19 protein-coding genes are annotated in these 20482 nt (G+C 47.4%); 5 read left to right on the top strand and 14 right to left on the bottom strand.

Going from position 1 to position 20482, the window contains the following annotated elements; translation table 11 throughout:
* Positions 1-32: 32 nt before the first annotated feature.
* Positions 33-461, top strand: coding sequence for an SRPBCC family protein (locus tag CA267_RS04640; protein ID WP_075609997.1), 429 nt, complete (start codon positions 33-35; stop codon positions 459-461).
* 59 nt (positions 462-520) lie between these two features.
* Here the strand turns inward: CA267_RS04640 and CA267_RS04635 are convergent, their stop codons facing one another.
* Positions 521-1645: an anhydro-N-acetylmuramic acid kinase gene (locus CA267_RS04635; protein WP_075608569.1), complete on the bottom strand. Its 1125-nt coding sequence runs from the start codon at positions 1643-1645 to the stop codon at positions 521-523.
* 4 nt (positions 1646-1649) lie between these two features.
* Positions 1650-2969 (bottom strand): OapA family protein, encoded by a 1320-nt coding sequence (locus tag CA267_RS04630; protein ID WP_075608570.1) that lies wholly within the window; start codon positions 2967-2969, stop codon positions 1650-1652.
* A 192-nt stretch (positions 2970-3161) separates the two neighbouring features.
* Between CA267_RS04630 and tyrS the strand changes: the two genes are divergently transcribed.
* The 3 genes from tyrS (at position 3162) to CA267_RS04615 (ending at position 5264) form a co-directional block, all read left to right on the top strand.
* The gene (tyrS, locus tag CA267_RS04625) at positions 3162-4364 is read left to right on the top strand and encodes a tyrosine--tRNA ligase (RefSeq protein ID WP_075608571.1); all 1203 of its coding nucleotides are present in this window, start codon (positions 3162-3164) and stop codon (positions 4362-4364) included.
* Positions 4365-4569: 205 nt separating this feature from the next.
* Positions 4570-4782 (top strand): hypothetical protein, encoded by a 213-nt coding sequence (locus CA267_RS04620; protein WP_083638327.1) that lies wholly within the window; start codon positions 4570-4572, stop codon positions 4780-4782.
* 11 nt (positions 4783-4793) lie between these two features.
* On the top strand, positions 4794-5264 hold the full coding sequence (locus CA267_RS04615; RefSeq protein ID WP_083638329.1) for a hypothetical protein: 471 nt from the start codon (positions 4794-4796) through the stop codon (positions 5262-5264).
* Between the two features lie 120 nt (positions 5265-5384).
* On the opposite strand, the gene CA267_RS04610 is transcribed toward CA267_RS04615, so the two are convergent.
* The 9 genes from CA267_RS04610 to CA267_RS04570 form a co-directional block, all read right to left on the bottom strand.
* The gene (locus CA267_RS04610; RefSeq protein ID WP_075609998.1) at positions 5385-5777 is read right to left on the bottom strand and encodes an energy transducer TonB; all 393 of its coding nucleotides are present in this window, start codon (positions 5775-5777) and stop codon (positions 5385-5387) included.
* Positions 5778-5998: 221 nt separating this feature from the next.
* Positions 5999-7327 (bottom strand): NAD(P)/FAD-dependent oxidoreductase, encoded by a 1329-nt coding sequence (locus CA267_RS04605; protein ID WP_075608572.1) that lies wholly within the window; start codon positions 7325-7327, stop codon positions 5999-6001.
* Positions 7324-7908 (bottom strand): GNAT family N-acetyltransferase, encoded by a 585-nt coding sequence (locus CA267_RS04600; RefSeq protein WP_075608573.1) that lies wholly within the window; start codon positions 7906-7908, stop codon positions 7324-7326. Before CA267_RS04600 ends, CA267_RS04605 begins: the two co-directional genes overlap by 4 nt.
* Positions 7898-8287 (bottom strand): DUF2721 domain-containing protein, encoded by a 390-nt coding sequence (locus CA267_RS04595; protein WP_075608574.1) that lies wholly within the window; start codon positions 8285-8287, stop codon positions 7898-7900. The genes CA267_RS04600 and CA267_RS04595 overlap by 11 nt, the downstream gene beginning before the upstream one ends.
* An 83-nt stretch (positions 8288-8370) precedes the next feature.
* The gene (locus CA267_RS04590; protein WP_075608575.1) at positions 8371-8775 is read right to left on the bottom strand and encodes a rhodanese-like domain-containing protein; all 405 of its coding nucleotides are present in this window, start codon (positions 8773-8775) and stop codon (positions 8371-8373) included.
* Positions 8776-8901: 126 nt separating this feature from the next.
* Positions 8902-9720, bottom strand: coding sequence for a cobalamin-binding protein (locus tag CA267_RS04585; protein WP_083638332.1), 819 nt, complete (start codon positions 9718-9720; stop codon positions 8902-8904).
* Positions 9720-10688 carry a cobalamin biosynthesis protein CobD/CbiB gene (locus CA267_RS04580; RefSeq protein ID WP_075608576.1) on the bottom strand — a complete coding sequence of 323 codons (969 nt, stop codon included), beginning with the start codon at positions 10686-10688 and terminating at the stop codon, positions 9720-9722. Before CA267_RS04580 ends, CA267_RS04585 begins: the two co-directional genes overlap by 1 nt.
* 258 nt (positions 10689-10946) lie before the next feature.
* Complete coding sequence (locus tag CA267_RS04575) at positions 10947-11645, bottom strand: 5'-methylthioadenosine/adenosylhomocysteine nucleosidase (protein ID WP_075608577.1); 699 nt, start codon at positions 11643-11645, stop codon at positions 10947-10949.
* A 249-nt stretch (positions 11646-11894) separates the two neighbouring features.
* The gene (locus CA267_RS04570) at positions 11895-12479 is read right to left on the bottom strand and encodes a DUF2726 domain-containing protein (RefSeq protein ID WP_075608578.1); all 585 of its coding nucleotides are present in this window, start codon (positions 12477-12479) and stop codon (positions 11895-11897) included.
* A 268-nt stretch (positions 12480-12747) separates the two neighbouring features.
* Here CA267_RS04570 and CA267_RS04565 point away from each other — a divergent pair, with 268 nt between their 5' ends.
* On the top strand, positions 12748-13779 hold the full coding sequence (locus tag CA267_RS04565; protein WP_075610000.1) for an IS630 family transposase: 1032 nt from the start codon (positions 12748-12750) through the stop codon (positions 13777-13779).
* A 97-nt stretch (positions 13780-13876) separates the two neighbouring features.
* Here the strand turns inward: CA267_RS04565 and CA267_RS04560 are convergent, their stop codons facing one another.
* From CA267_RS04560 to gltB, 3 genes are all read right to left on the bottom strand, one after another.
* Positions 13877-14269 carry a hypothetical protein gene (locus CA267_RS04560; protein WP_075608579.1) on the bottom strand — a complete coding sequence of 131 codons (393 nt, stop codon included), beginning with the start codon at positions 14267-14269 and terminating at the stop codon, positions 13877-13879.
* 168 nt (positions 14270-14437) lie between these two features.
* A complete protein-coding gene (locus CA267_RS04555; RefSeq protein ID WP_075608580.1) occupies positions 14438-15853 on the bottom strand; it encodes an FAD-dependent oxidoreductase in 1416 nt (471 codons plus the stop codon).
* 15 nt (positions 15854-15868) lie between these two features.
* Positions 15869-20335, bottom strand: coding sequence for a glutamate synthase large subunit (gene gltB, locus CA267_RS04550; protein ID WP_075608581.1), 4467 nt, complete (start codon positions 20333-20335; stop codon positions 15869-15871).
* Positions 20336-20482: the final 147 nt, after the last annotated feature.

The following is a 20482-nucleotide window of genomic DNA, read 5'->3' as shown; positions in this document are numbered from 1 at the left end:
ACTTAATTACCATTCTTTTTATGAGTATCGGTGTGTTCGATTTTTCTCTTAGTGCTACCCTTGCAATGCCTGTCACCCATCTTTTTGAGGCTTTTCACAAAACCGAATTGTTGGTGCAGTGGTTCGCCCCGGGGAACATTATCATTACCCAGGTTATGTCTAATTTTGAAGAAGCTGGACGCTACCGTATCACCATGCAGGAACCGTCAGGTGTGCAGTATGTTTTAACTGGCGAATATTCGACCATCAGGCCCAACGAGAGCTTAATGTTTTCGTGGGCGTGGGAAGATAATCAGGAAGAAAGCGTGATGACGAGCGTGAATGTGAGCTTTGAAGAGGTAGATGCACATACCTCTCACCTAACGTTGATTCACAGCGGCTTTAGCAATGAGCAGGAAAGAGATCAACATCAGCAAGGATGGGTAGCGTGTCTGGAGAAGCTCTCGAAGCTTAAAGCATAAATAGCTCATTATGGTACAGACTGGCACGTGCTTCATAGCTGGTGGAGCTAAGAGTGAAACTATTGAGCTGGCGTTAGCGTGCCGAGTACGGCTTCGCGGCTAGCACCAGTCACGGAAGGCACATTTCCCGGATGACGATTAACGAATGCCCAGGCAAGCCACGCAAATGCAGCACCTTCAACATGTTGAGGATGTAAACCCAGCGTATCGGTACTACTGACTGTGACATTCAAAAGAGTTTCTCGCAGGGTTTGCATTAGATGCAAATTAAAAGCACCACCGCCGCAAATATACACTTCGCTGAGGGAGGGAAACAAGTTGATAGCGTTGCAGATACTGTGAGTGGTTAACGCTAACAGCGTGGCTTGTACATCCTGGGGCGACAACTGATGAACCAATGGGAACTGATAAAGCCAGCCGCTGTGGAAGTACTCTCGCCCCGTGCTTTTAGGGTATGGCAGCGCAAAATATTTATCCTCAAGCATTTGGGATAGCAGCTGTGCGTGTACAACACCTGACGCAGCCCACGCCCCGTCGGCATCATAACTATTGCCGGTGTGCTTACGACACCAGACGTCCATTAATGTATTGCCCGGCCCGGTATCAAACCCGATAATGGGGGCGTTAGTATCTGCGGGTAAAACGCTGATATTGGCAATACCACCAATATTCACCACTGCCCGGCCAACATCGCCACCAAAAACCGCACGATGAAATGCTGGCACAAGAGGCGCGCCCTGGCCTCCAAGCGCAATATCTTTACGTCTGAAATCTGCTACTACGTCTATGGAACTCAGCACGGCAAGAGTATGAGGATCGCCAATTTGCAATGTGAATCCAGGTGTAGCAAAACCGTTTTGCTGTGGTAATCCGGTGGGGAAATGACGAATGGTTTGGCCGTGGGAGCCCAGTGCCACAATATCGCTGCTTTTAATACCTGATGTTTTAAGCACAGCCTCAACCGCCTGATGAAATGCATAAGCAATGTCGCGGTCAGCCTGACCCATTAGGTTAACTTCGTTAGCGGAGTGTGCGCAAAGCTGGTGCAGAGTAGCGAGTAAACCTTCGTCAAAGGCAACGGAGGCAGCCGCTATAGTATTGATGTGATCAGCGCAAATGTCACAAAGAACGGCGTCTACGCCGTCCATGCTGGTACCTGACATCAAACCAATGAAGTAGGCCATAGGCTTACTTCATTGCTAACATGATGCGCTTGGTGGTACCCAGTTGATTCAGCCTATTTTCGGCAATTTCCATAAAGGCCGCGCGTTCACTTTCTGCAATAGGACGCGCCTTTGGCAGTTCGACAGTTCTGGGATTTCTGTGCACGCCGTTTACCAGAAACTCATAGTGTAAATGCGCGCCAGTTACCATACCGGTGTTACCGAGGTAACCCACGGTCTGACCTTGCTTAACAACATCACCCACTTTAACCGCACGTTTTTTAAAGTGCAGATACTTGGTTACATATTTATCGCCATGGCGAATAAAGACATAGTTGCCGTTAAACTTGTTATAACTGGCTTCGATTACTTTACCATCGCCAGCAGCCATGACCGGTGTGCCAATAGCGGCAACATAGTCGGTGCCCCGGTGTGCTTTCCAGCGCTTCTGAACAGGGTGGAACCGCGCAGTGGTAAAATTGGAACTAACGTACTTGAAGTTAATAGGGGCGCGCAAAAAGCTTTTACGCATGCTACGACCTTCAGGCGTATAGTAATTGCCATCAGAATGCTGAATAGCGGTAAATTGTTCGCCCTGGTTCACGAATTCGGCAGCGACAATATCACCGTAACCAACAAACTCGCCATCAATGTAATGTTCTTCAAACACGATATTAAAGGTATCACCACTGCGAATACCTACTGCAAAATCGATATCCCAGCCAAATATTCCCGCCAGATGCATTATCTGATTGCTGGATAAGCCGGCGGTAACGCCCGCATTCCAAAAGCTGCTATCAATTTCACCCTGAGCAAAGTTATAACGAATATCGACATGTTTGGTTTCCAGATCGGCAACCAGTTTGTCTTGTCCTTCTTCGGGTTTAATATGCAACGTTTCAGTAGGCGACACGCTGTACTTTAAGCCAGCAAACGCGCCTTTGTCATCTGCTAAAAGATAAAGTTCGTCACCAGGAATGAGTGTTACCAACGTCTTAGCTAGCTCGCCGGCCTGAGTGACATTGTAGGTATCTCTTGCGGAGAAACCCGCGCGCTTAAATATCTGCGCTAAGGTATCGCCACTGCCAACCTTGTAAAGCTGCCAGTTGCTTTCTTCTTCTTTAAGCGTTACATCGGGGGAATCAATAACTTTCATTTCCAACGGGTAGCGTACGCCTGCATCAAGAACAAAGGCTTCCTGATGACGGCTCGCTTCTACCGGATCGGATGGAAGAAGAATTAATCCACCTAAAACGAGGGTGGCAAGTGCCAATCCGGTGCGATGTGGTTTGGGTAAATTTTTCAACATAGTAGAAGCCACGGTAGTCTTTAATTTCTTTCTCATAGTACAGCCCAGCCCGAGAATATCGTGTTCATTATCGACTTTCTACACCGGCTGCTCAAAAAAACAACTTTTATCGTAGAATGTCTTGTCAGAATCCGGTTTTTGATTCGCAAACCTTTCATTGGTTCATTCTCATGCGTAAAATGCCGAGCCTGGTAATAACGTGAATGACGTAAGGTGCGGAGCAAATCCATGAGTAACTGGCAAACAGCATTAGCTGAAATAAAACGGGGTACCGACGATATCCTGCCTGAAGAGGAGTTAATTCAAAAACTCAAATCAGGTAAAACGCTGACGGTAAAAGCCGGCTTTGACCCAACCGCACCTGACTTACACTTAGGTCATACGGTACTCATTAATAAGCTGCGTTCCTTTCAGCAACTTGGCCATAACGTGGTCTTCCTGATCGGTGATTTTACAGGCCTTATTGGCGATCCTACAGGGAAAAATGTCACACGCAAGCCTTTAAGCAAAGATCAGGTATTGGAAAACGCAAAAACGTATCAGGAACAGGTTTTTAAAATTCTGGACCCTGACAAGACGCAAATCCGCTTTAATTCCGAGTGGATGGATAAACTGGGTGCTGACGGGATGATAAAACTGGCAGCCAGTCAGACAGTGGCCCGTATGCTGGAACGCGATGATTTTAAAAAGCGTTATGCTAATGGCCAGCCTATCGCCATTCACGAATTTTTGTATCCACTAGTGCAGGGGTGGGATTCGGTTGCGCTTGAAGCGGATGTTGAACTTGGCGGTACTGATCAACGCTTTAACCTGTTGATGGGAAGAGAACTGCAAAAAGAAAACGGACAAGCGCAACAAGCGATTGTAATGGTGCCGCTGCTGGAAGGCCTCGACGGCGTTCAGAAAATGTCTAAGTCGCTGAACAATTATATCGGTATAACCGATACACCCAATGAGATGTTTGGCAAAGTAATGTCAGTGTCTGATGATTTGATGTGGCGTTATTACGACCTGCTCAGCTTCCGTCCTTTAGAAGAGGTAGCAGAACTAAAAGCACAAGTGGAAGCTGGAGCCAATCCCCGCGACACCAAAATTTTATTGGCAAAAGAACTGATTGCCCGCTTTCATGATGAGGATGCCGCCGAAGCCGCGTATCAGGATTTTATTCAGCGTTTTCAGAAAAATGCTATTCCAGACGACATGCCAGAGGTTTCGATTACCTTGCCTGCAGATGGTATCGCCATCGGCAATTTATTAAAAGAAGCCGATTTGGTGGCGTCCACCTCTGACGCAATGCGCATGATCAAACAGGGTGCGGTAAAAATTGACGGCGATAAAGTTGAAGATAGCCGTCTGATTATTACTCAAACCGGAGAACAGGTATATCAAGTGGGTAAACGTAAGTTCGCCAGAATAACGCTGGAAAGCTAACCGCAGATTGTTTAATCATTACTAATGGTTGTGAAGCCGCCTGGGACTAAAAGGCGGCTTTTTCAGCTTTTGAGCTGTGCCAAATGCGTTCGATTTAGCCCCACTACACCTTCAGGAAATTGGCTTGTCGAAAGTTGAAAAACTCCCGCGCTGGGTGAGCACACATCAATGTGACTAGTATTATACGTTTAAAAAGGAATAGCTGGTGAAAGGCAAAGGATCACTCATTTTTCTAGTTTTATTCCTAGCTGGCTGTGCCAGTCAGCCGACGGTTTATTTGTATGGTAAATACTTGTCCGATGAACAAAAAACAGCGCTTATTCAGCAACTTCGTAGCAAAGAGTATAAAGTTAAATTAAACGACTTTGACTTCCCAACCGCTATCAACCAAAAACGATTATTTACTCCCTGTTCCTAAACGACCCCAGCATGATAAATCAAGTGGAGCAAATCGCAGCCGAAGCAGGAATGTCAATACATAGAGCTCAGGCCATGACGGCAGGAAATCATTGGTACAATAAAGACTCGCTCGCCATTTTTCTATTACCTGATAATCCTGCTGGCGCTTCCGATATTTTTCGACAGGACCTGATTCACAACTTTATCGGCGAAAATTGTAGTGGGCTTTCGCTTAGGCTTATGGAAAATGGCAATTACGATTTTGTTGGCAAGGACAGTTCTTTACTGGGTACTGGACCGCTAAACGGCACGTGGAAATACCGTCAATATCCGTATCTAGAACTTAAGAAACAAGGTTCTCAATACGCTGATCACTATTTCGAGATTTCCCGCTTTACCGACAGGGATAAAGTGAGTGAGATCGTATTTATAAAATTATCGCCGATGAACGTAGATGACTTTGCGGACAATTGCGTGTTTCTTTACGGACTACGCCAATAGTTCCGTTTTAAACTTTGAAAGCATGCCACAGACAAACGAAATAATAATATTTATCACAGGAATTTGCTCTGGCTGCTAACGCAGCCAGAAGTGGCTATTACTTTTTAACAGGAATCGGACTCAACGCTGCTCTAAGACTTCTTTAAATTGAAATTCAGTAGTAACATACACTGGGATCTTAGTAGGGTTGTCTTTTGAAGGCAGATATTTTAGCTCTTTAATTGCTTCCATTCCTTGGTCATCCCATACTCCAGATGGTTCTGACTCAACAACTTTAGGTTCAAACACGTTACCAGTTGAATCTATTAAATACCGGATCTTTACGTAACCCTTTGGCCGGTTCTTATATTCCGCTGAAGAGTCGAAGCTAAAGGATTCATATTTCATCTCCCAATACTGCTCTAGTTCATCAAGTGATATGTCGGCGGGTTGCGATGCAAGAGTCATTTGTTTTGGCGATGAGGAACAGCCAACGCCTAAAACCAGAATCAGACCAAAAATATATTTTCTCATAAACATCCTTATTTCTCGAAATCCCTTAGCGCGTATTGTAGAACGACAAAGCCCAGCTTGTTGTATAATGATGCTGTCTCCAGCTTCTAACATACATGTTTCGGTAGCAGGATTCAATTGGTGGGCGCAAAAACGCGAACTCAGATTCCTGAAGAAGCAACAGGAATTGCTGGCATTGAAGCAGGAGCTGTAATACTAATCGGCATTGATGCGGATTAGTATTATCTCTGCGATAAATTTGCCCAGCCGTATAGCGCGGCTAACCCTAAACGACGCAGGCTCGGTAACGGGAATTTGGGTAGCGGGTTCGCGTAAATGGGAAGCGCCTGATTTAAGCGCTTTCCATTTAGTCGCTGGGCCAATCGAGTGCCGGCGAGGCTGGCAAACGAGACGCCTGAGCCGCAGTAGCCCATGGCGTAACCGATATTTTGGCTGTCGTCATAGTAGATTCTGGGCATGTTATCCAACGCCACGCTTACCCAGCCGCTCCAAAAATATTCGGCCTTACTTTCCTTTAATGCAGGAAAACTTGCCACCATCGCATTGTAAAGTCGCTGCTTTGAAACACGGATGTCGCCTTGCTTGCCGGTAACAGCACCGCGCCCGCCAAATAGTATTCTGCCATCGGGTAATGTACGGTAATAAAACTTCATCATCCGTGTATCCATCATGGTTAATGGCTTGGATAACCCCGTAGCGGCTCGTTGCTGAGCGGTGAGTTTGTTGGTGACCAATATGCTTGATTGCACCGTAAACTGGCGGCCGTCTACCAGAGAATGAAAATGCCGCGGAGTATAAGCATTACTGGCAATCAGCAGTTTTTTCGCGCGGATGGTGCCGCGGGGAGTGGCAATTATGTGCCCACCGGCCACACTTTTTATACTTAATGCCGGGGTATGAGTCAGTAGCCTTACCCCTTTTAATGCCGCTATTCGGGCGTAACCGTCAATCAGCTTCAATGGATGTAGCGCCAGCCCTGGCTGTTCAATTGCACCGTAGGCATTGGCTATAGGCAGGCGATTGTATAGGGCTTGTTTATCGAGATAGCGGGTAGCAGTGCCAAACGTTTCGTTTTGTAAGGGGGTGGCTTTGCACAACGCCTCCGCCTGCTTTTCATTGTGGGCAATTTTTAGGTAGGTGCCGCTTACCATGTCGCACGAAATATTATGTTGATTAACACGATCTTTTACCAGCTCAACCGCAGCGTCAAATTCCTGCTGCATGCCTAGCGCAATGGTGAGATCCCATTTTTCTTTAATGGCAGATAAACTAAGACGGCCGCTGCCACTTAATACAAACCCGGCATTGCGTCCGGCGCAGCCGAAACCAATGGCATGACTATCAATAACAGTTACATCTAAGCCTTCGGTATCGCCCAGTTCACACGCGGCGGAGAGACCGGTATAACCGGCACCGATGATCAATACATCGGTTTCCAGATCATTAACCAGTGTCGGGTAATCTACGGGAGTGAATGTATCGCGCCAGTAACTTTGGACGTGAGGTGCCTGAGGGGAAACGGAATGACTGACTAACGGGTCATAAATCATGAGAAAGGCAGTATCATTTCTGCCGCTTCACATTCGCAGTGACCGGGACAGACCGGGCAAATATAACCTTCAAATAGTGAAGCGTGACGCCATTTTCCTGGATGCTTCTTTATCAGTTTTCCGCCGTTACTACTGAAATAGCGAAAAGCACTGTTCCCAGGGCTGGCTAACCAGATGTGTGCCAAACCCGCCTCAGCACCTTGCTTTTTGGCCTGTTCGATGGCCATACTCAACATTTTGCTACCAATGCCACAGCCTTGCAGGTTTTCATCTACCGTGTTGCATTTAAAGTAACACACTTTATCAGCAGCTACGGGCCACTGACCAGGGCTGCACCATTGGTCAGGTTGCCAATGGTGCGGAGCAAAGGTCAATCGAAAGCCTACCACTGCGGTTTGGTGTAACGCCACCAGGCTGGCATTAATGCCGTTGTGCCAGCTTTTTTCATACATCTGAACAAGAGATTCTGCGTTAAGGTAATTCTCGCCCTGCACCTCATTTCCTAATTTAATGACGGCAGCAAAATGCTCCGGCGCCAGCAATTGGTACTCAATGTGCGCGCAGGCTGGTTTATTTCCCATTCTTTTTTATACCGTCAAGATGAAAGTCCAGCGCCTCTACTGAAATTAAAATTTCCCTTACCGACATCCACAGCGAATACAGCAGGCACACTAAACTGGCGGCAAAAATCCAATTTCCTGCAGTTTGGTAGGTCAGGTAAATCGCCAGCATCGACACCACACATAAAAAGAAGCTCATAACACCGGCAATTTGCATGCGTTTAATAAACTGAATGCGCTGTCGGAGATTACGGATTTGCGCTTCTGTGGTTTCATCCCTGTCTTCTCTGGCAAAATTACGGATGATGGTGGCCAGGGTCAAAAAGCGGTTGGTGTAAGCCAGCAGCAGCAGAGAAATAGCCGGAAACAACATGGCCGGTGTAGCAATATCAATTATCATAGGAAATCAGGTAGTGGGGGTTCTTTCGTCGTAAAGGTAAAAATAACAAATGCTCGTTGCACGACACATTATTGCTCAATACATTACATGCTATCTACTGGCAAGCCAGTATCATACCACCCCATCATATCACCTTCCAGATGACTTAGATCACTGAAATCTGCAGCTTTTAATGTTTCGATTGCTAATTGGGCGCGCCGGCCTGACCGGCAATAAATAATAACAGGCGTATTTTTGTGATCTTGAAGTTGGCTGACGTAGTGTTGAATCTCGCTGTGCGGAATATTAATAGCGCCGGGAATATGACCCTTCTGATACTCTGCGGGTGAGCGAACGTCAATCAGCAGCCATTCATCATTTTTTACCCGCTCCAGCAAAAAAGCAGACGCTTCCACATGCTTAGTTTGTTGGATCTGCGCAGAACAATACAGGGTGGATGCCGCAAAAATACTGCTGATAACAAAAGCGATAAGAAAGAGCTGGCGCATAAGGTTACCTGTAAAGGTGTCAATGGCAGTGGGTTGCTAAAAAAGGGGCCCGATTAAGGAATAATAATAACCGTTATCCGACGAAAGTGAAATAATTTCCGATGAATTACCACTCGCCTTTACTTTTTACGGATGCAGCTGCTGACACAATGTTTCCAGCTCTGACAACAGCCGAAGCGTAAATCTACTGGAAATATCCGGGTTTACCATTAGCAGGGGAGCCGACAGCACCTTGCGGTGAGGTTGCCAATAAGCTTTCTGAGAGGCTATCGATTGTGAAGTGGCCGCGACGAGAAAGTCCGGCTGTCGGCGAATAACCTCCTGAATACTCACTTGAGGATAATCCACCGGGGAGTCAGCAAACAACGTTCTGGCACCACAGTGAGAAAGTAAAGCGCTTGCCCATGCATTCGGTCCTACCGTCATTAACGGCTGTGTCCACATATAATAAAATACCGACACTCCCGGCTGAAGATCGTAGGTGCGGGTAATGGCTGCCAGCTCGGCGTCGAATTCGTCTGCTAGTTTATCAGCTAAAGATTGTCGCTCCAGCAGCGGACCTAACTTACGCAGCTCGCGGCTGATATCTTCAGGTTGCAACGGCGTAGAAATAAAAACTGGTATCCCCAGCCCCTTTAATCGAGCAATGTCCTGGGGTTTATTGCCGCCACCCCACGCCAATACAAGATTAGGTTCGAGAGCGACAATGGCCGCAATGTCAGCACCGTTGAAGTCTGCTATCCGGGGCAGGGCTTTTGCCGCTGCTGGATAGTCACTCGCTTGACTGGCACCAACAAGAAAGTCGCCGCGCCCTAGACTGTACACCCATTCGGTAAGATGCGGAGAAAGTGACACAATACGCATTTCCTTTGCACTTACAACATTGATACTAATGATGGATGCACAGAAGACCGTGAGTGTGAGAAAAAATAACCGCTTATGCATTAGAGTAAACTTCCGTATGGTCGGTTGATAAACCAGACAAGTAGCAGCAACAGACTGGCTAGCGCGATCAATAGCAGGGTGGCGCGCGTAATAGCGCGTTGGCAATAGGTCAGATCGGAATATCTTACGTCGCGCGGACCGCCTACACGAGGATAGCGATACTTGGAGCCGTGATACATAACCGGGCCACCAAGCCTGATACCCATGCCGCCACCAAATAAAGCCAGCAGCACTGACGTAGTATCTTTTGCCGGACTGCGTTTTGCTGCCCGCCATGCAGTAGAAGGGTTGGTGACAAGCATAAGTAAGAATGCGCTGAAACAAAGCGGAAGAAATGCCGCCACTTTAGCCAGATTACGCACCGGTTGTACAAAATAAAGAAAACCCGGTCTGCGCCAATGCCACTGCCAGGCGAACAGCAATATCATTCGATAAGTGAGAGCTGCGACAGGGCCGGCTAATATAAACCAGATAATGACGCCACAGTACTGGTAGTGGAACCGTAGTAAAAGAGACTCAATAGCCGCTTTTGCAATTCCTATTTCGCTCAGCGCGTGACAGTCTCGAGCCACAATATGACTAAGCATATCCCGCGCCAGCAGCTTTTTCTGTTGCCCCAGTGCGGTGACTACGCGCTGGTAACGCCAGCGTATATGGCCAAAATCAATAATGCTTGCGATTATAATTGCCTCAAAGAAGACTGGATACTCGGCCATATACACGAGCATCGCTATCAGCACTACGAAAGGAACAATTAACACGCCAGCCCCTAATGCACCGGAAATGCGGTGCTGCGTGCGTCCATCTTGACTGGACGGGCGTACCTTGGTTGCCATGCCCTCTGCAAGATGACGCAGCAAGGTTAACGGATGGCTGCTTAGCGGCCAACGCCAAATTCCGTCAACAGCCGTAACGGCTAGCAAAATAAGCAACGTTTGTAATGAAGAGTGGGTAAGCAGAGCTTCCATGAGTAATTATCCTGATCCTGGGTAAGCAGCGCCCCTCAATAACGCTATTTATGCGCCTGTCATCGTTGCGCTTGCTGGTCATAGCCAGCTATGACGTAGTCGCGCGTTGCTATCCCCATAAATATCGTCACTAAATGACATACCGTCATCGCTAACTAAAATTACGCCCATTAAGCTATCGTTTGTACAAATATGAATTTAATCGACACTTCTTATCCAAGATTCAGGTTAGTTAGGTGACTCAGTGCACAACGGGCGCTACGCTAACGCCTTTATCATGCCGATCACCAATTGGGCCGAGTTTTTTGCAGCAGTTTGAAGGTATTCCTGAAACGACACAGTTGATGTTTTGCCAGCAATATCTGAAAGTGACCGGATCACCAGAAACGGCGTTTGCAGCATAAAACAGGTTTGGCCAATGGCTGCACCTTCCATTTCACAGGCTTTCATAGCGGCGAAGGTACTGCGCAGGCGCTGGGCGGCTTCATCAGAGCCTATAAAAGCATCACCAGTGCATATTAAACCAGTTTTATTTTGCACGTGTTCCAGCACAACTGCTGCCTTTTTTGCTGCGTCCACCAATGTTTTGTCACAGGTATAGGTGGCTGGCAACCCGCCGGCACATTGGCCCGGAGCGTAACCGAAGTGGGTAAGATCCACATCATGATGTTGGACCTCAGTGCCAATAACGATATCACCAATGTTCAGGTTAATATCGAACCCACCAGCGGAACCGGTGTTGACCACATAATCTGGCGAAAACTGCTCTATAAGTATCGTAGTAGCAATTGTTGCTGCTACCTTTCCAATGCCACACCTGACCACTACAATTTCTACGCCATGCAGCGTACCTTGGCAAAAGCTAAGATGCTTGTGTTGTACGGTAGATGAATTGTCCAGTGAAGACTGTAACAATGCCACTTCTTCGTCCATGGCACCTAATATTCCTATTCTCATACTTATTTTTGTTCCGTGTCTGCGTGTTGCATGTTCACTCGTACAGCGAGATTTTTTGCCTGTGAAGGTGCGCAACGTTGGGTAGATGGGGTTGTATCAATCCGCATAGAAAAATGCTAAGTCAGCGTCACGTTTCTCTAAGCTAAACACTTCTCTTTGAGGATTGAAATTAGACAGTATAAAGCCTGGCAGTAAAAAGAAAAGGACGACAGCCTGGGGGCGGCTGCCATCCGAAGAAATTAAAGTAACTTACGCGGCCGCGCGGCTGGAGCGAATCGGACGAGTAGGGCGCTTAGGCGGCGCTGGATTGTGCGACGGTAACTGCGCTATGCGTTGCAGTTTTCTGCGATAAGGAATTAACTTGTTTTCCAAACACTCTCGAATTTCTTCGACACTGTAGCCGGATTGCACTTTAATTCGCGCATGAGGAACTCCCGCAGCATCAAGCGCACCGCTAACAAACCAGTCGCGTTGGGTTTTATATCCTTCTTTGCCACTGCTGTGGACAAGATCAATGGCCAGAACTGGCGTCATGTCTTCTTTATCGCAAAGCACAAAGTCCAGCTGACGAGAAGACGCCCGCGCCAATGCTGCGCTAGCCTGCTTTTTGTTTGTTTGTTGAGGCACCGTGAGTAAATCGCTTAACCGGACACGACAGACAATCCGGAACTCTCGTCCCATCGACTGCTCTATGAGCGTTAAAAAGGTGTGTTCTACCGGGGTGAAAAGCTGGTTTTTCCGACGAAAAGGAAAGGCAACACCCTGATCCGATAATTTCATAGCGCCCAATGCCACTACGATCAGCAGCATCATTAGAATTATAGCCAATTCCATAACAGTCCTCGCGAATAAAAAAGACGGATAGCGTCAGAATTCTGACACAACCGCAACATTAGGTTGTTCAGAAGAGAAATAGCAAAGGAAGTGCCAGGTTCATCAGCTGAAGGAATTTTTCTCAAACGCGTGCAGATTGTAGACGGGGAAGGGCTAGGTTTATTCTAAATAGCTGTTCCTAAATATAGATCACCCCCTAAGGGAACTCAGTGTGATTTCTGCGATCAGATCGGTCGCCAAACAGAAATTACCGAGAACCACACTGAGCATGAACAGAATATCACTGATAGACCGGCCTGAGCGACGCCGATTAGAAAAAATCGTTCAACGTAGTAAAGATAAACGTTTTAGCCGTAGAGCTAATGCGGTGTTGCTGGTTAGCCAAGGGCATACCCGCTCTCGTGTGGCGAAACTATTGAGCGCAGCCCGCTCCTCGGTAAACCGTTGGTGCAAGTGGTATAGCGAAGTTGGTATTGAAGGTTTAAAGGATGCAGAACAAGGAAAGCCAGCTTACCTTCCGGGCGCTGTGATAGTGAAGTTGCTTCACTTTCTTATTCCCTGCTCACCGCAGGACTTAGGCTACCAGCGTAGTCGCTGGAGTACCGAGCTGTTGTCAAACGTGATGTTTAAACATGCCGGTATCCAGGTTCATAGTTCAACATTGCGACGTTGGATGCCAGAGCTGGGGATAGTGTGGCGACGAGCCGCACCCACATTGCGAATTCGCGATCCGCACAAGGAAGAAAAACTTGCTGCTATTAAGGCCGCACTGGATAAATGTGATGCTGATAATCCAGTATTTTATGAGGATGAAGTGGATATCCATCTGAATCCTAAAATAGGCGCAGACTGGGGTTTTAAAGGCAAGCAGCGACTGGTGCCAACACCTGGTCGTAATGAAAAATACTATCTTGCCGGAGCCTTACACGCCGGAACGGGTGCCGTGAAATATGTGGGTAGCCATTCCAAATGCTCGGAGCTATTTATCAAACTGATGGTGTACCTGAGAAAGACATATCGGAAAGCCAAAACCATTACGTTAATAGTGGACAACTACATTATCCACAAAAGTAGAAAAACTCAGGCATGGCTGAAGCAAAATCCGAAATTTACATTGCTGTTTCAGCCGGTCTATAGTCCTTGGGTGAACAAGATTGAGAAGCTATGGCACGCACTACATGAAACCGTGACGCGCAACCATCGGTGTTCACAAATGTGGGAGCTACTACAGCAAGTAAGACGATTTATGGAAACTGCTTCGCCATTCCCCGGCAACCAACATGGACTGGCTGAGGTGTAGCAGACTTAGGATCAGTTATTTAGATATTGTTGGAAATGGAACAGGGAGGGGTAAAAAGTAAGGTGCCGGAAGCGGATCCCGGCACTTAAATAGGAAATTACAGGCTTGTGATCAGTGTTTCCTGTGGCGCAGTAACCATAATATCTACCTGAGAGCCAGTGCTATCAGGAGAAACAATAACGCGAATTTGCTGGTTCTCTGCCATCAGCAGCGTACGACCATTAAACGTAGAATGAACCTTCAGTGACGGCATGGTGGACTGATAGTATGCAATCAAATCTGCTTTGCTCTGAGGCGCAAAGTAAATCATGGTAGCAGGCATCTCGACGTCAAAACGCTGACACTGTTTAGCGTTGTCAGGGAGCACAACTGTGTGAAAGTCTACCGGACATAATTTGGTATCAGGCGCAGAAATTGCGGGTTCAGCCATCAGGTTACCTGAGACAGTTACACCGGCAATCAGTGTGAACAGGGCGCTACGTAATTTCATAATATTCTCTGACTTCTTTTAAAGTTATTCAACATGGTGGGGTGGGAAACCCTTGTGATGAATATAAGTTGTGCAAAAAGTCAGCGCAATGCAGGAGGGGGAGTTATTAGGTATGTGTAGTAGTATATAAGTATAGGGTAAGCCAGATAGCTTACCCTATTGAGATGATTAAACGCCCAGATAGTCCATGATACCATCGGCCGCTTTGCGACCTTCATCAATTGCGGTTACCACCAGATCACTGCCGCGAACCATATCGCCACCGGCAAAGATCTTTGGATTAGAAGTCTGAAACGCGAATTTACCCTTGGCAGGTGCAATTACACGTCCTTTTTCATCCAGAACAATACCGTAATCAGCAAACCAGCTAGCGGGACTGGGCTGAAAACCAAACGCGATGATGACCGCATCTGCTTTCACCACATGCTCGGACCCTTCGACCTCGACGGGACGACGACGTCCATTAATATCGGGTGGGCCCATCTCGGTTTTCACCATTTTCACACCAGCTGCCGTACCGTTGTCGTTCAGCGCTATATCTAAAGGCTGCAAGTTGAACATAAACTCTACGCCTTCTTCCCGCGCATTGATAACTTCACGGCGCGAGCCCGGCATACTTTCCTCGTCACGACGATACGCACAGATTACCCGCTCAGCGCCTTGACGAATGGAGGTTCTGACGCAATCCATGGTGGTATCTCCACCACCAAGCACCACCACCGTTTTTCCTTTCATATCCACAAAATCAGCAGGGTCTTTCTCCAGCCCCATAACCCGATTAGTGTTAGCAATAAGGAAAGGCAGTGCGTCGTGTACGCCTTCAACATGTTCATGTTCAAAGCCACCTTGCATCGACCTGTAGGTGCCCATCCCCAGAAATACTGCATCGTAATCTTTAATTAAGGTTTCGATGGCAATATCTTTACCAATTTCCGTATTTAAAACAAACTCCACTCCCATCTCGGTAAAGATTTCGCGGCGTAGTTTGATGACATCCTTTTCCAGCTTAAACGACGGAATACCAAAAGTAAGCAGGCCGCCAATTTCTTCGTAACGGTCGTAGACTACCGGTTTGACGCCATTACGCACCAGTACATCTGCACAGGCTAAGCCAGCCGGGCCAGCACCAATCACTGCCACTTTTTTGTCGGTCCAGACAACGTCCGACATGTCTGGCCGCCAGCCCATCTTAAACGCGGTATCAGTGATATATTTTTCAATACTACCAATGGTGACCGCGCCAAATTCATCATTTAATGTACATGCGCCTTCACATAACCTGTCCTGCGGACAAACCCGGCCACAAACTTCCGGCAAGCTGTTCGTTTTGTGGGACAGCTCAGCCGCTTCCAGAATGCGTCCCTGATTCGCCAGGTCAAGCCACTGCGGAATATAGTTATGTACCGGACATTTCCATTCACAATAAGGGTTACCACAATCAAGACACCGATCTGCCTGACCTTCTGTCTGAGACTGGCTCAACGGCTGGTAAATCTCAGCAAATTCCTCTTTGCGCATTGTGATGGGCTTCTTCGGTGGATCTATCCTTTCCACGTCAACAAATTGATAGACATTTTTCGCCATAAGTTTACTGCCTCCCTATTGAGCCTGAATTCGCAGTTCGTCACTCGAACGGCTGATGTGGCCCAACAGGTTTTTCACATCACTGGTTTTCGGTTTGATCAGCTTAAAACGCGTAAGAGCGGTGGTGAAATCGGTCAACAATGACAGCGAATGCTCACTACCCGTTTCTTCATAATGCTGGTTTAACAAGCCACGAAGGTGCTCGGCCAAAATGACTTTGTCGTCAATTGGCATAACTTCAACAAGCTCTTGATTGACCCGGTTATCCAAATCTTCGCCTTCGTCATAGAGGTAAGCAAAGCCGCCTGTCATACCGGCACCAAAGTTAACCCCTACAGGGCCAAGAACCGCAACAATACCGCCGGTCATATATTCGCAGCCGTTGTCACCAATGCCTTCGACTACTGCAATAGCACCGGAATTCCGTACGGCAAAGCGTTCACCGGCACGACCTGCAGCCAGCAATTTACCGCCGGTAGCTCCGTACAAACAGGTGTTACCCATAATCGTACTGCTGTGGGCGTCAAAACTGATTTTTTTCGGTGGATAGATAACCAGTTTACCGCCAGTCATGCCTTTGCCGACGTAGTCGTTGGCATCACCTTCAATACGCATGTGCAAACCGCCAGCATTCCACACCCCAAAGCTTTGTCCGGCAGTACCCGTAAACTGTACTTCTACCGGCATATCTTCCATATCATGATTACCATGATGCTTGGCAATTTCCCCAGACAGCAACGCACCGACTGAACGATCCGTATTGCGGATTGGGTAAGCTAGCTTTATGCCTTTACCTGCGGCAATTGCGCTTTGCGCATCTTTTAGCAGTTGACCGTTTAGCTCCCCTTTATCCATGGGTTGGTTGGTGGTCTGTGAACAGAATAAACGTGTGTGTTCACCTTCTTTGGGACGAACCAGAAGTGGCGATAAATCCAGCTTATTCTGCTTAGCAGTTATACCGTTAATAACTTTTAGCAAGTCGGTACGGCCGATTAATTCGTCAAATTTACGTACACCCAGAGTCGCCATAATTTCGCGAACTTCCTGTGCAATGAACCTGAAGTAGTTCATTACCATTTCAGGTAAACCAATAAAATGTTCGTCACGCAGTTTTTGATCCTGCGTTGCTACACCTGTCGCGCAATTGTTCAGGTGGCAAATTCGCAGGTATTTGCAGCCCAAAGCCACCATAGGTCCAGTACCAAAGCCAAAGCTTTCCGCACCCAGGCAAGCGGCTTTCACAACATCTAAACCTGTTTTTAGACCGCCATCTGTCTGAACACGTACTTTATGGCGTAAACCATTTTCAATTAGTGCCTGCTGTGTTTCTGCCAGACCGAGTTCAAACGGACTTCCAGCATACTTAACCGACGTCAGCGGACTTGCGCCGGTGCCGCCGTCGTACCCAGATATGGTAATTAAATCGGCATAGGCTTTAGCCACGCCAGTAGCAATGGTGCCAACACCAGGTTCAGAAACCAGTTTTACCGAAATCAACGCTGCCGGATTAACCTGCTTAAGATCGAAAATAAGCTGCGCCAAATCTTCAATTGAATAAATATCATGATGCGGCGGTGGTGATATTAGGGTCACGCCAGGCACCGAGAACCGCAGTTGCGCAATATATTTATTTACTTTATCACCAGGCAACTGCCCACCTTCGCCGGGTTTAGCGCCCTGAGCGACTTTTATCTGGATCACGTTAGCGTTCACCAGATAATGCGGTGTAACACCAAAACGGCCGGAAGCAACCTGCTTAATCTTAGAGTTCTTTTCCGTTCCGAAGCGGGAAGGGTGTTCACCACCCTCGCCCGAGTTCGATTTACCGCCGAGACGGTTCATAGCAATTGCCAAGGCTTCATGAGCTTCCGGGCTCAATGCGCCAATAGACATCGCTGCGGTATCAAAGCGAGGAAACAGATTTTCCGCTTCTTCTACTTCGCTTATATCGATAGCTTCACTGTTAGGTGTCAGCGCCAGCAAATCACGAAGATGCGCAGGTGAGCGCTCGTTAACCAACTTTGCAAATGCCTGATAGTCAGCATAATCACCAGAGACCACCGCTTTTTGTAACGTGGTAACTACATCAGGGTTGTACGCGTGATATTCGCCACCGTGCACATACTTAAGCAAGCCTCCATGAGATAAAGATTTTCGCTTAAGCCAGGCAATACGAGACTGATTCATCATATCCTGCTCAAAATCTTCAAATCCGGCGCCCTGAATACGTGAAGGTACGCCCTGGAAGCACAGTTCAATCACATCCTGATTGATACCAATTGCTTCGAATAACTTTGCGCTGCGATAGCTGGCTACAGTGCTGATACCCATTTTCGACATGATCTTATAAAGGCCTTTATTGATGCCTTTACGGTAGTTTAATGTCGCCTGCATAGCAGTGATACCAAGCTCGCCTTTATCACATAGCTGCTCAATAGTTTCGTAAGCCAGGAATGGGTAAATAGCTGTGGCGCCAAGGCCAATCAGAACAGCAAAATGGTGTGGATCGCGAGCACTTGCGGTTTCAACCACTACGTTAGCATCGCATCGCAGTGCTTTATCGATCAATCGACGTTGAACCGCACCTACAGCCATTGCTGCAGGAATAGGCAAGCGGTTTTGCTTAATTTTACGATCTGACAAGATAACGAACGCAGCGCGTTTTTGCTTAACCAGGTATTCAACTTCATTACAGATCCGCTCGATGGCCTTTTTTAAGCCCTCTTCCGGCGAATACTGTAGCTCCACCACTTCCGAATAATAGTTATCAGGATTAAATTCCCGTAACTGTTTAAGGTCGGTATACATAAGTATGGGCGAGTTAAACAATACCCTGTCAGCATAGCCCGAGGTTTCGCTAAATACGTTTTGCTCACGACCAATACAGGTAGCGAGCGACATGACGTGGCTTTCCCGCAGCGGGTCGATAGGCGGGTTTGTCACCTGCGCGAACTGCTGGCGGAAGTAGTCAAAAATTGTACGATGTTTAGAAGACAGCACAGCCATAGGTGTATCATCACCCATTGAGCCTACCGCTTCCTGGCCATCTTTTGCCAATACCTTAATTACCTGCTGAATCTCTTCATAGCTATAGTTAAATAGCTTGTGATATACAGCCATGGTGTCGTCATCAAATACGCGCTGCCCAATTAAGGAAGCATCCATTTTTTCAATGGGTTCAAGATGACGGATGTGCTTTTCCAGCCATTCCCGGTACGGGTGGCGATCTTTCAGTTCATCGTCAATCTCATTAGAGCGCCAGATTTTGCCGTTGTAGGTATCCACCGCCAACATTTCGCCAGGGCCTACGCGACCTTTTTCAATAACATCATCCTGACTGTAATCCCAAATGCCGACTTCTGAGGCAAGTGTAATAAAGCCGTTTTTGGTAATAACGTAACGCGCCGGTCGTAAACCGTTGCGGTCCAGATTGCATGCTACGTGCCGGCCATTCGTCAATACGATGCCAGCGGGACCATCCCAGGGTTCCATATGCATGGAGTTAAATTCATAGAAGGCGCGCAGGTCGTCATCCATGGTTTTATTATTCTGATACGCCGGTGGCACCAGTAATCGCATGGCACGGAATAAATCCATGCCGCCAGCCAAAAATAGCTCCAGCATGTTATCCAAAGAAGATGAATCCGACCCTACGGTGTTGACATACGGAGCAGCGTCTTTCAAATCAGGAATAAGAGGCGTAGAAAACTTCGCGGTACGGGCCTTGGCCCAGTCGCGGTTTCCTTTAATAGTATTAATTTCGCCATTGTGCGCTAAAAAGCGGAATGGCTGAGCCAGCGGCCAGCGCGGCAAGGTATTGGTAGAAAAGCGCTGATGGAAGACACAAATTGCGCTTTGCATCCGCTCGTCGGCTAAATCTGCATAGAAAGCCGGCAGATCCCGTGGCATCACCAATCCTTTATAGATAGTGACAAGGCCTGAGAGACACGCTACGTAAAAATCGGGATCAGTTTCCAAACGTTTTTCGGCGCGGCGACGCACCATATAAAGGCGGCGTTCAAGATCTCGTTTGCGCCAACCCGCAGGTGCGTTTACAAACACCTGTTCAATTAATGGCACGCCGGATAGAGCAAGCTCACCCAACACGCTGTTATCAACCGGCACTTTACGCCAACCGACCACGCTCAGGGTTTCTCTTTCAAGCTCTTCATTCATGACGCTACGAGCGACTTCTGCAAGTTTTTCGTCCTGACTTAAGAAGATCATGCCGACGCCATATTTCTTGCTTAATTTCCAACCGTTCTCAGCTGCAACAGAATGAAAAAAAGCATCTGGCTTTTGCAGTAGTAAACCACAGCCGTCACCGGTTTTACCGTCGGCTGCAATACCTCCGCGGTGCTGCATTCTATCCAGGCCATGAATAGCAGTCTTCACCAGCAGGTGGCTAGCTTCCCCGTGAGTATGGGCGATTAACCCAAAGCCACAGTTATCCCGGGAATCACTGGGATTATATAAACTCATCTCTTAACTCCTTCAACCTTCGACTGGGCAAGGTACCTAGTGCTTGGATGCGCAGAGGTTCGCGTATCACAACATTTTACAGACAACTAACCACGAGTTTGGAAAATCACCATACTCCAAGTGTCATTTTTTGTCGTTTATTATTAT

Source organism: Alteromonas pelagimontana (assembly GCF_002499975.2).
Classification (GTDB): domain Bacteria; phylum Pseudomonadota; class Gammaproteobacteria; order Enterobacterales; family Alteromonadaceae; genus Alteromonas; species Alteromonas pelagimontana.
The sequence above is the reverse complement of the archived record's forward strand: the minus strand, read 5'-3'. Positions and strand labels throughout refer to the sequence as shown.

Coding starts and splice junctions, on each gene's coding strand:
- CA267_RS04635 (WP_075608569.1), bottom strand. CDS start 1,645: ATGGCCTACTTCATTGGTTTGATGTCAGGTACCAGCATGGACGGCGTA.
- CA267_RS04630 (WP_075608570.1), bottom strand. CDS start 2,969: ATGAGAAAGAAATTAAAGACTACCGTGGCTTCTACTATGTTGAAAAAT.
- tyrS (WP_075608571.1), top strand. CDS start 3,162: ATGAGTAACTGGCAAACAGCATTAGCTGAAATAAAACGGGGTACCGAC.
- CA267_RS04615 (WP_083638329.1), top strand. CDS start 4,794: ATGATAAATCAAGTGGAGCAAATCGCAGCCGAAGCAGGAATGTCAATA.
- CA267_RS04610 (WP_075609998.1), bottom strand. CDS start 5,777: ATGAGAAAATATATTTTTGGTCTGATTCTGGTTTTAGGCGTTGGCTGT.
- CA267_RS04605 (WP_075608572.1), bottom strand. CDS start 7,327: ATGATTTATGACCCGTTAGTCAGTCATTCCGTTTCCCCTCAGGCACCT.
- CA267_RS04600 (WP_075608573.1), bottom strand. CDS start 7,908: ATGGGAAATAAACCAGCCTGCGCGCACATTGAGTACCAATTGCTGGCG.
- CA267_RS04595 (WP_075608574.1), bottom strand. CDS start 8,287: ATGATAATTGATATTGCTACACCGGCCATGTTGTTTCCGGCTATTTCT.
- CA267_RS04590 (WP_075608575.1), bottom strand. CDS start 8,775: ATGCGCCAGCTCTTTCTTATCGCTTTTGTTATCAGCAGTATTTTTGCG.
- CA267_RS04585 (WP_083638332.1), bottom strand. CDS start 9,720: ATGCATAAGCGGTTATTTTTTCTCACACTCACGGTCTTCTGTGCATCC.
- CA267_RS04580 (WP_075608576.1), bottom strand. CDS start 10,688: ATGGAAGCTCTGCTTACCCACTCTTCATTACAAACGTTGCTTATTTTG.
- CA267_RS04575 (WP_075608577.1), bottom strand. CDS start 11,645: ATGAGAATAGGAATATTAGGTGCCATGGACGAAGAAGTGGCATTGTTA.
- CA267_RS04570 (WP_075608578.1), bottom strand. CDS start 12,479: ATGGAATTGGCTATAATTCTAATGATGCTGCTGATCGTAGTGGCATTG.
- CA267_RS04565 (WP_075610000.1), top strand. CDS start 12,748: ATGAACAGAATATCACTGATAGACCGGCCTGAGCGACGCCGATTAGAA.
- CA267_RS04560 (WP_075608579.1), bottom strand. CDS start 14,269: ATGAAATTACGTAGCGCCCTGTTCACACTGATTGCCGGTGTAACTGTC.
- CA267_RS04555 (WP_075608580.1), bottom strand. CDS start 15,853: ATGGCGAAAAATGTCTATCAATTTGTTGACGTGGAAAGGATAGATCCA.
- gltB (WP_075608581.1), bottom strand. CDS start 20,335: ATGAGTTTATATAATCCCAGTGATTCCCGGGATAACTGTGGCTTTGGG.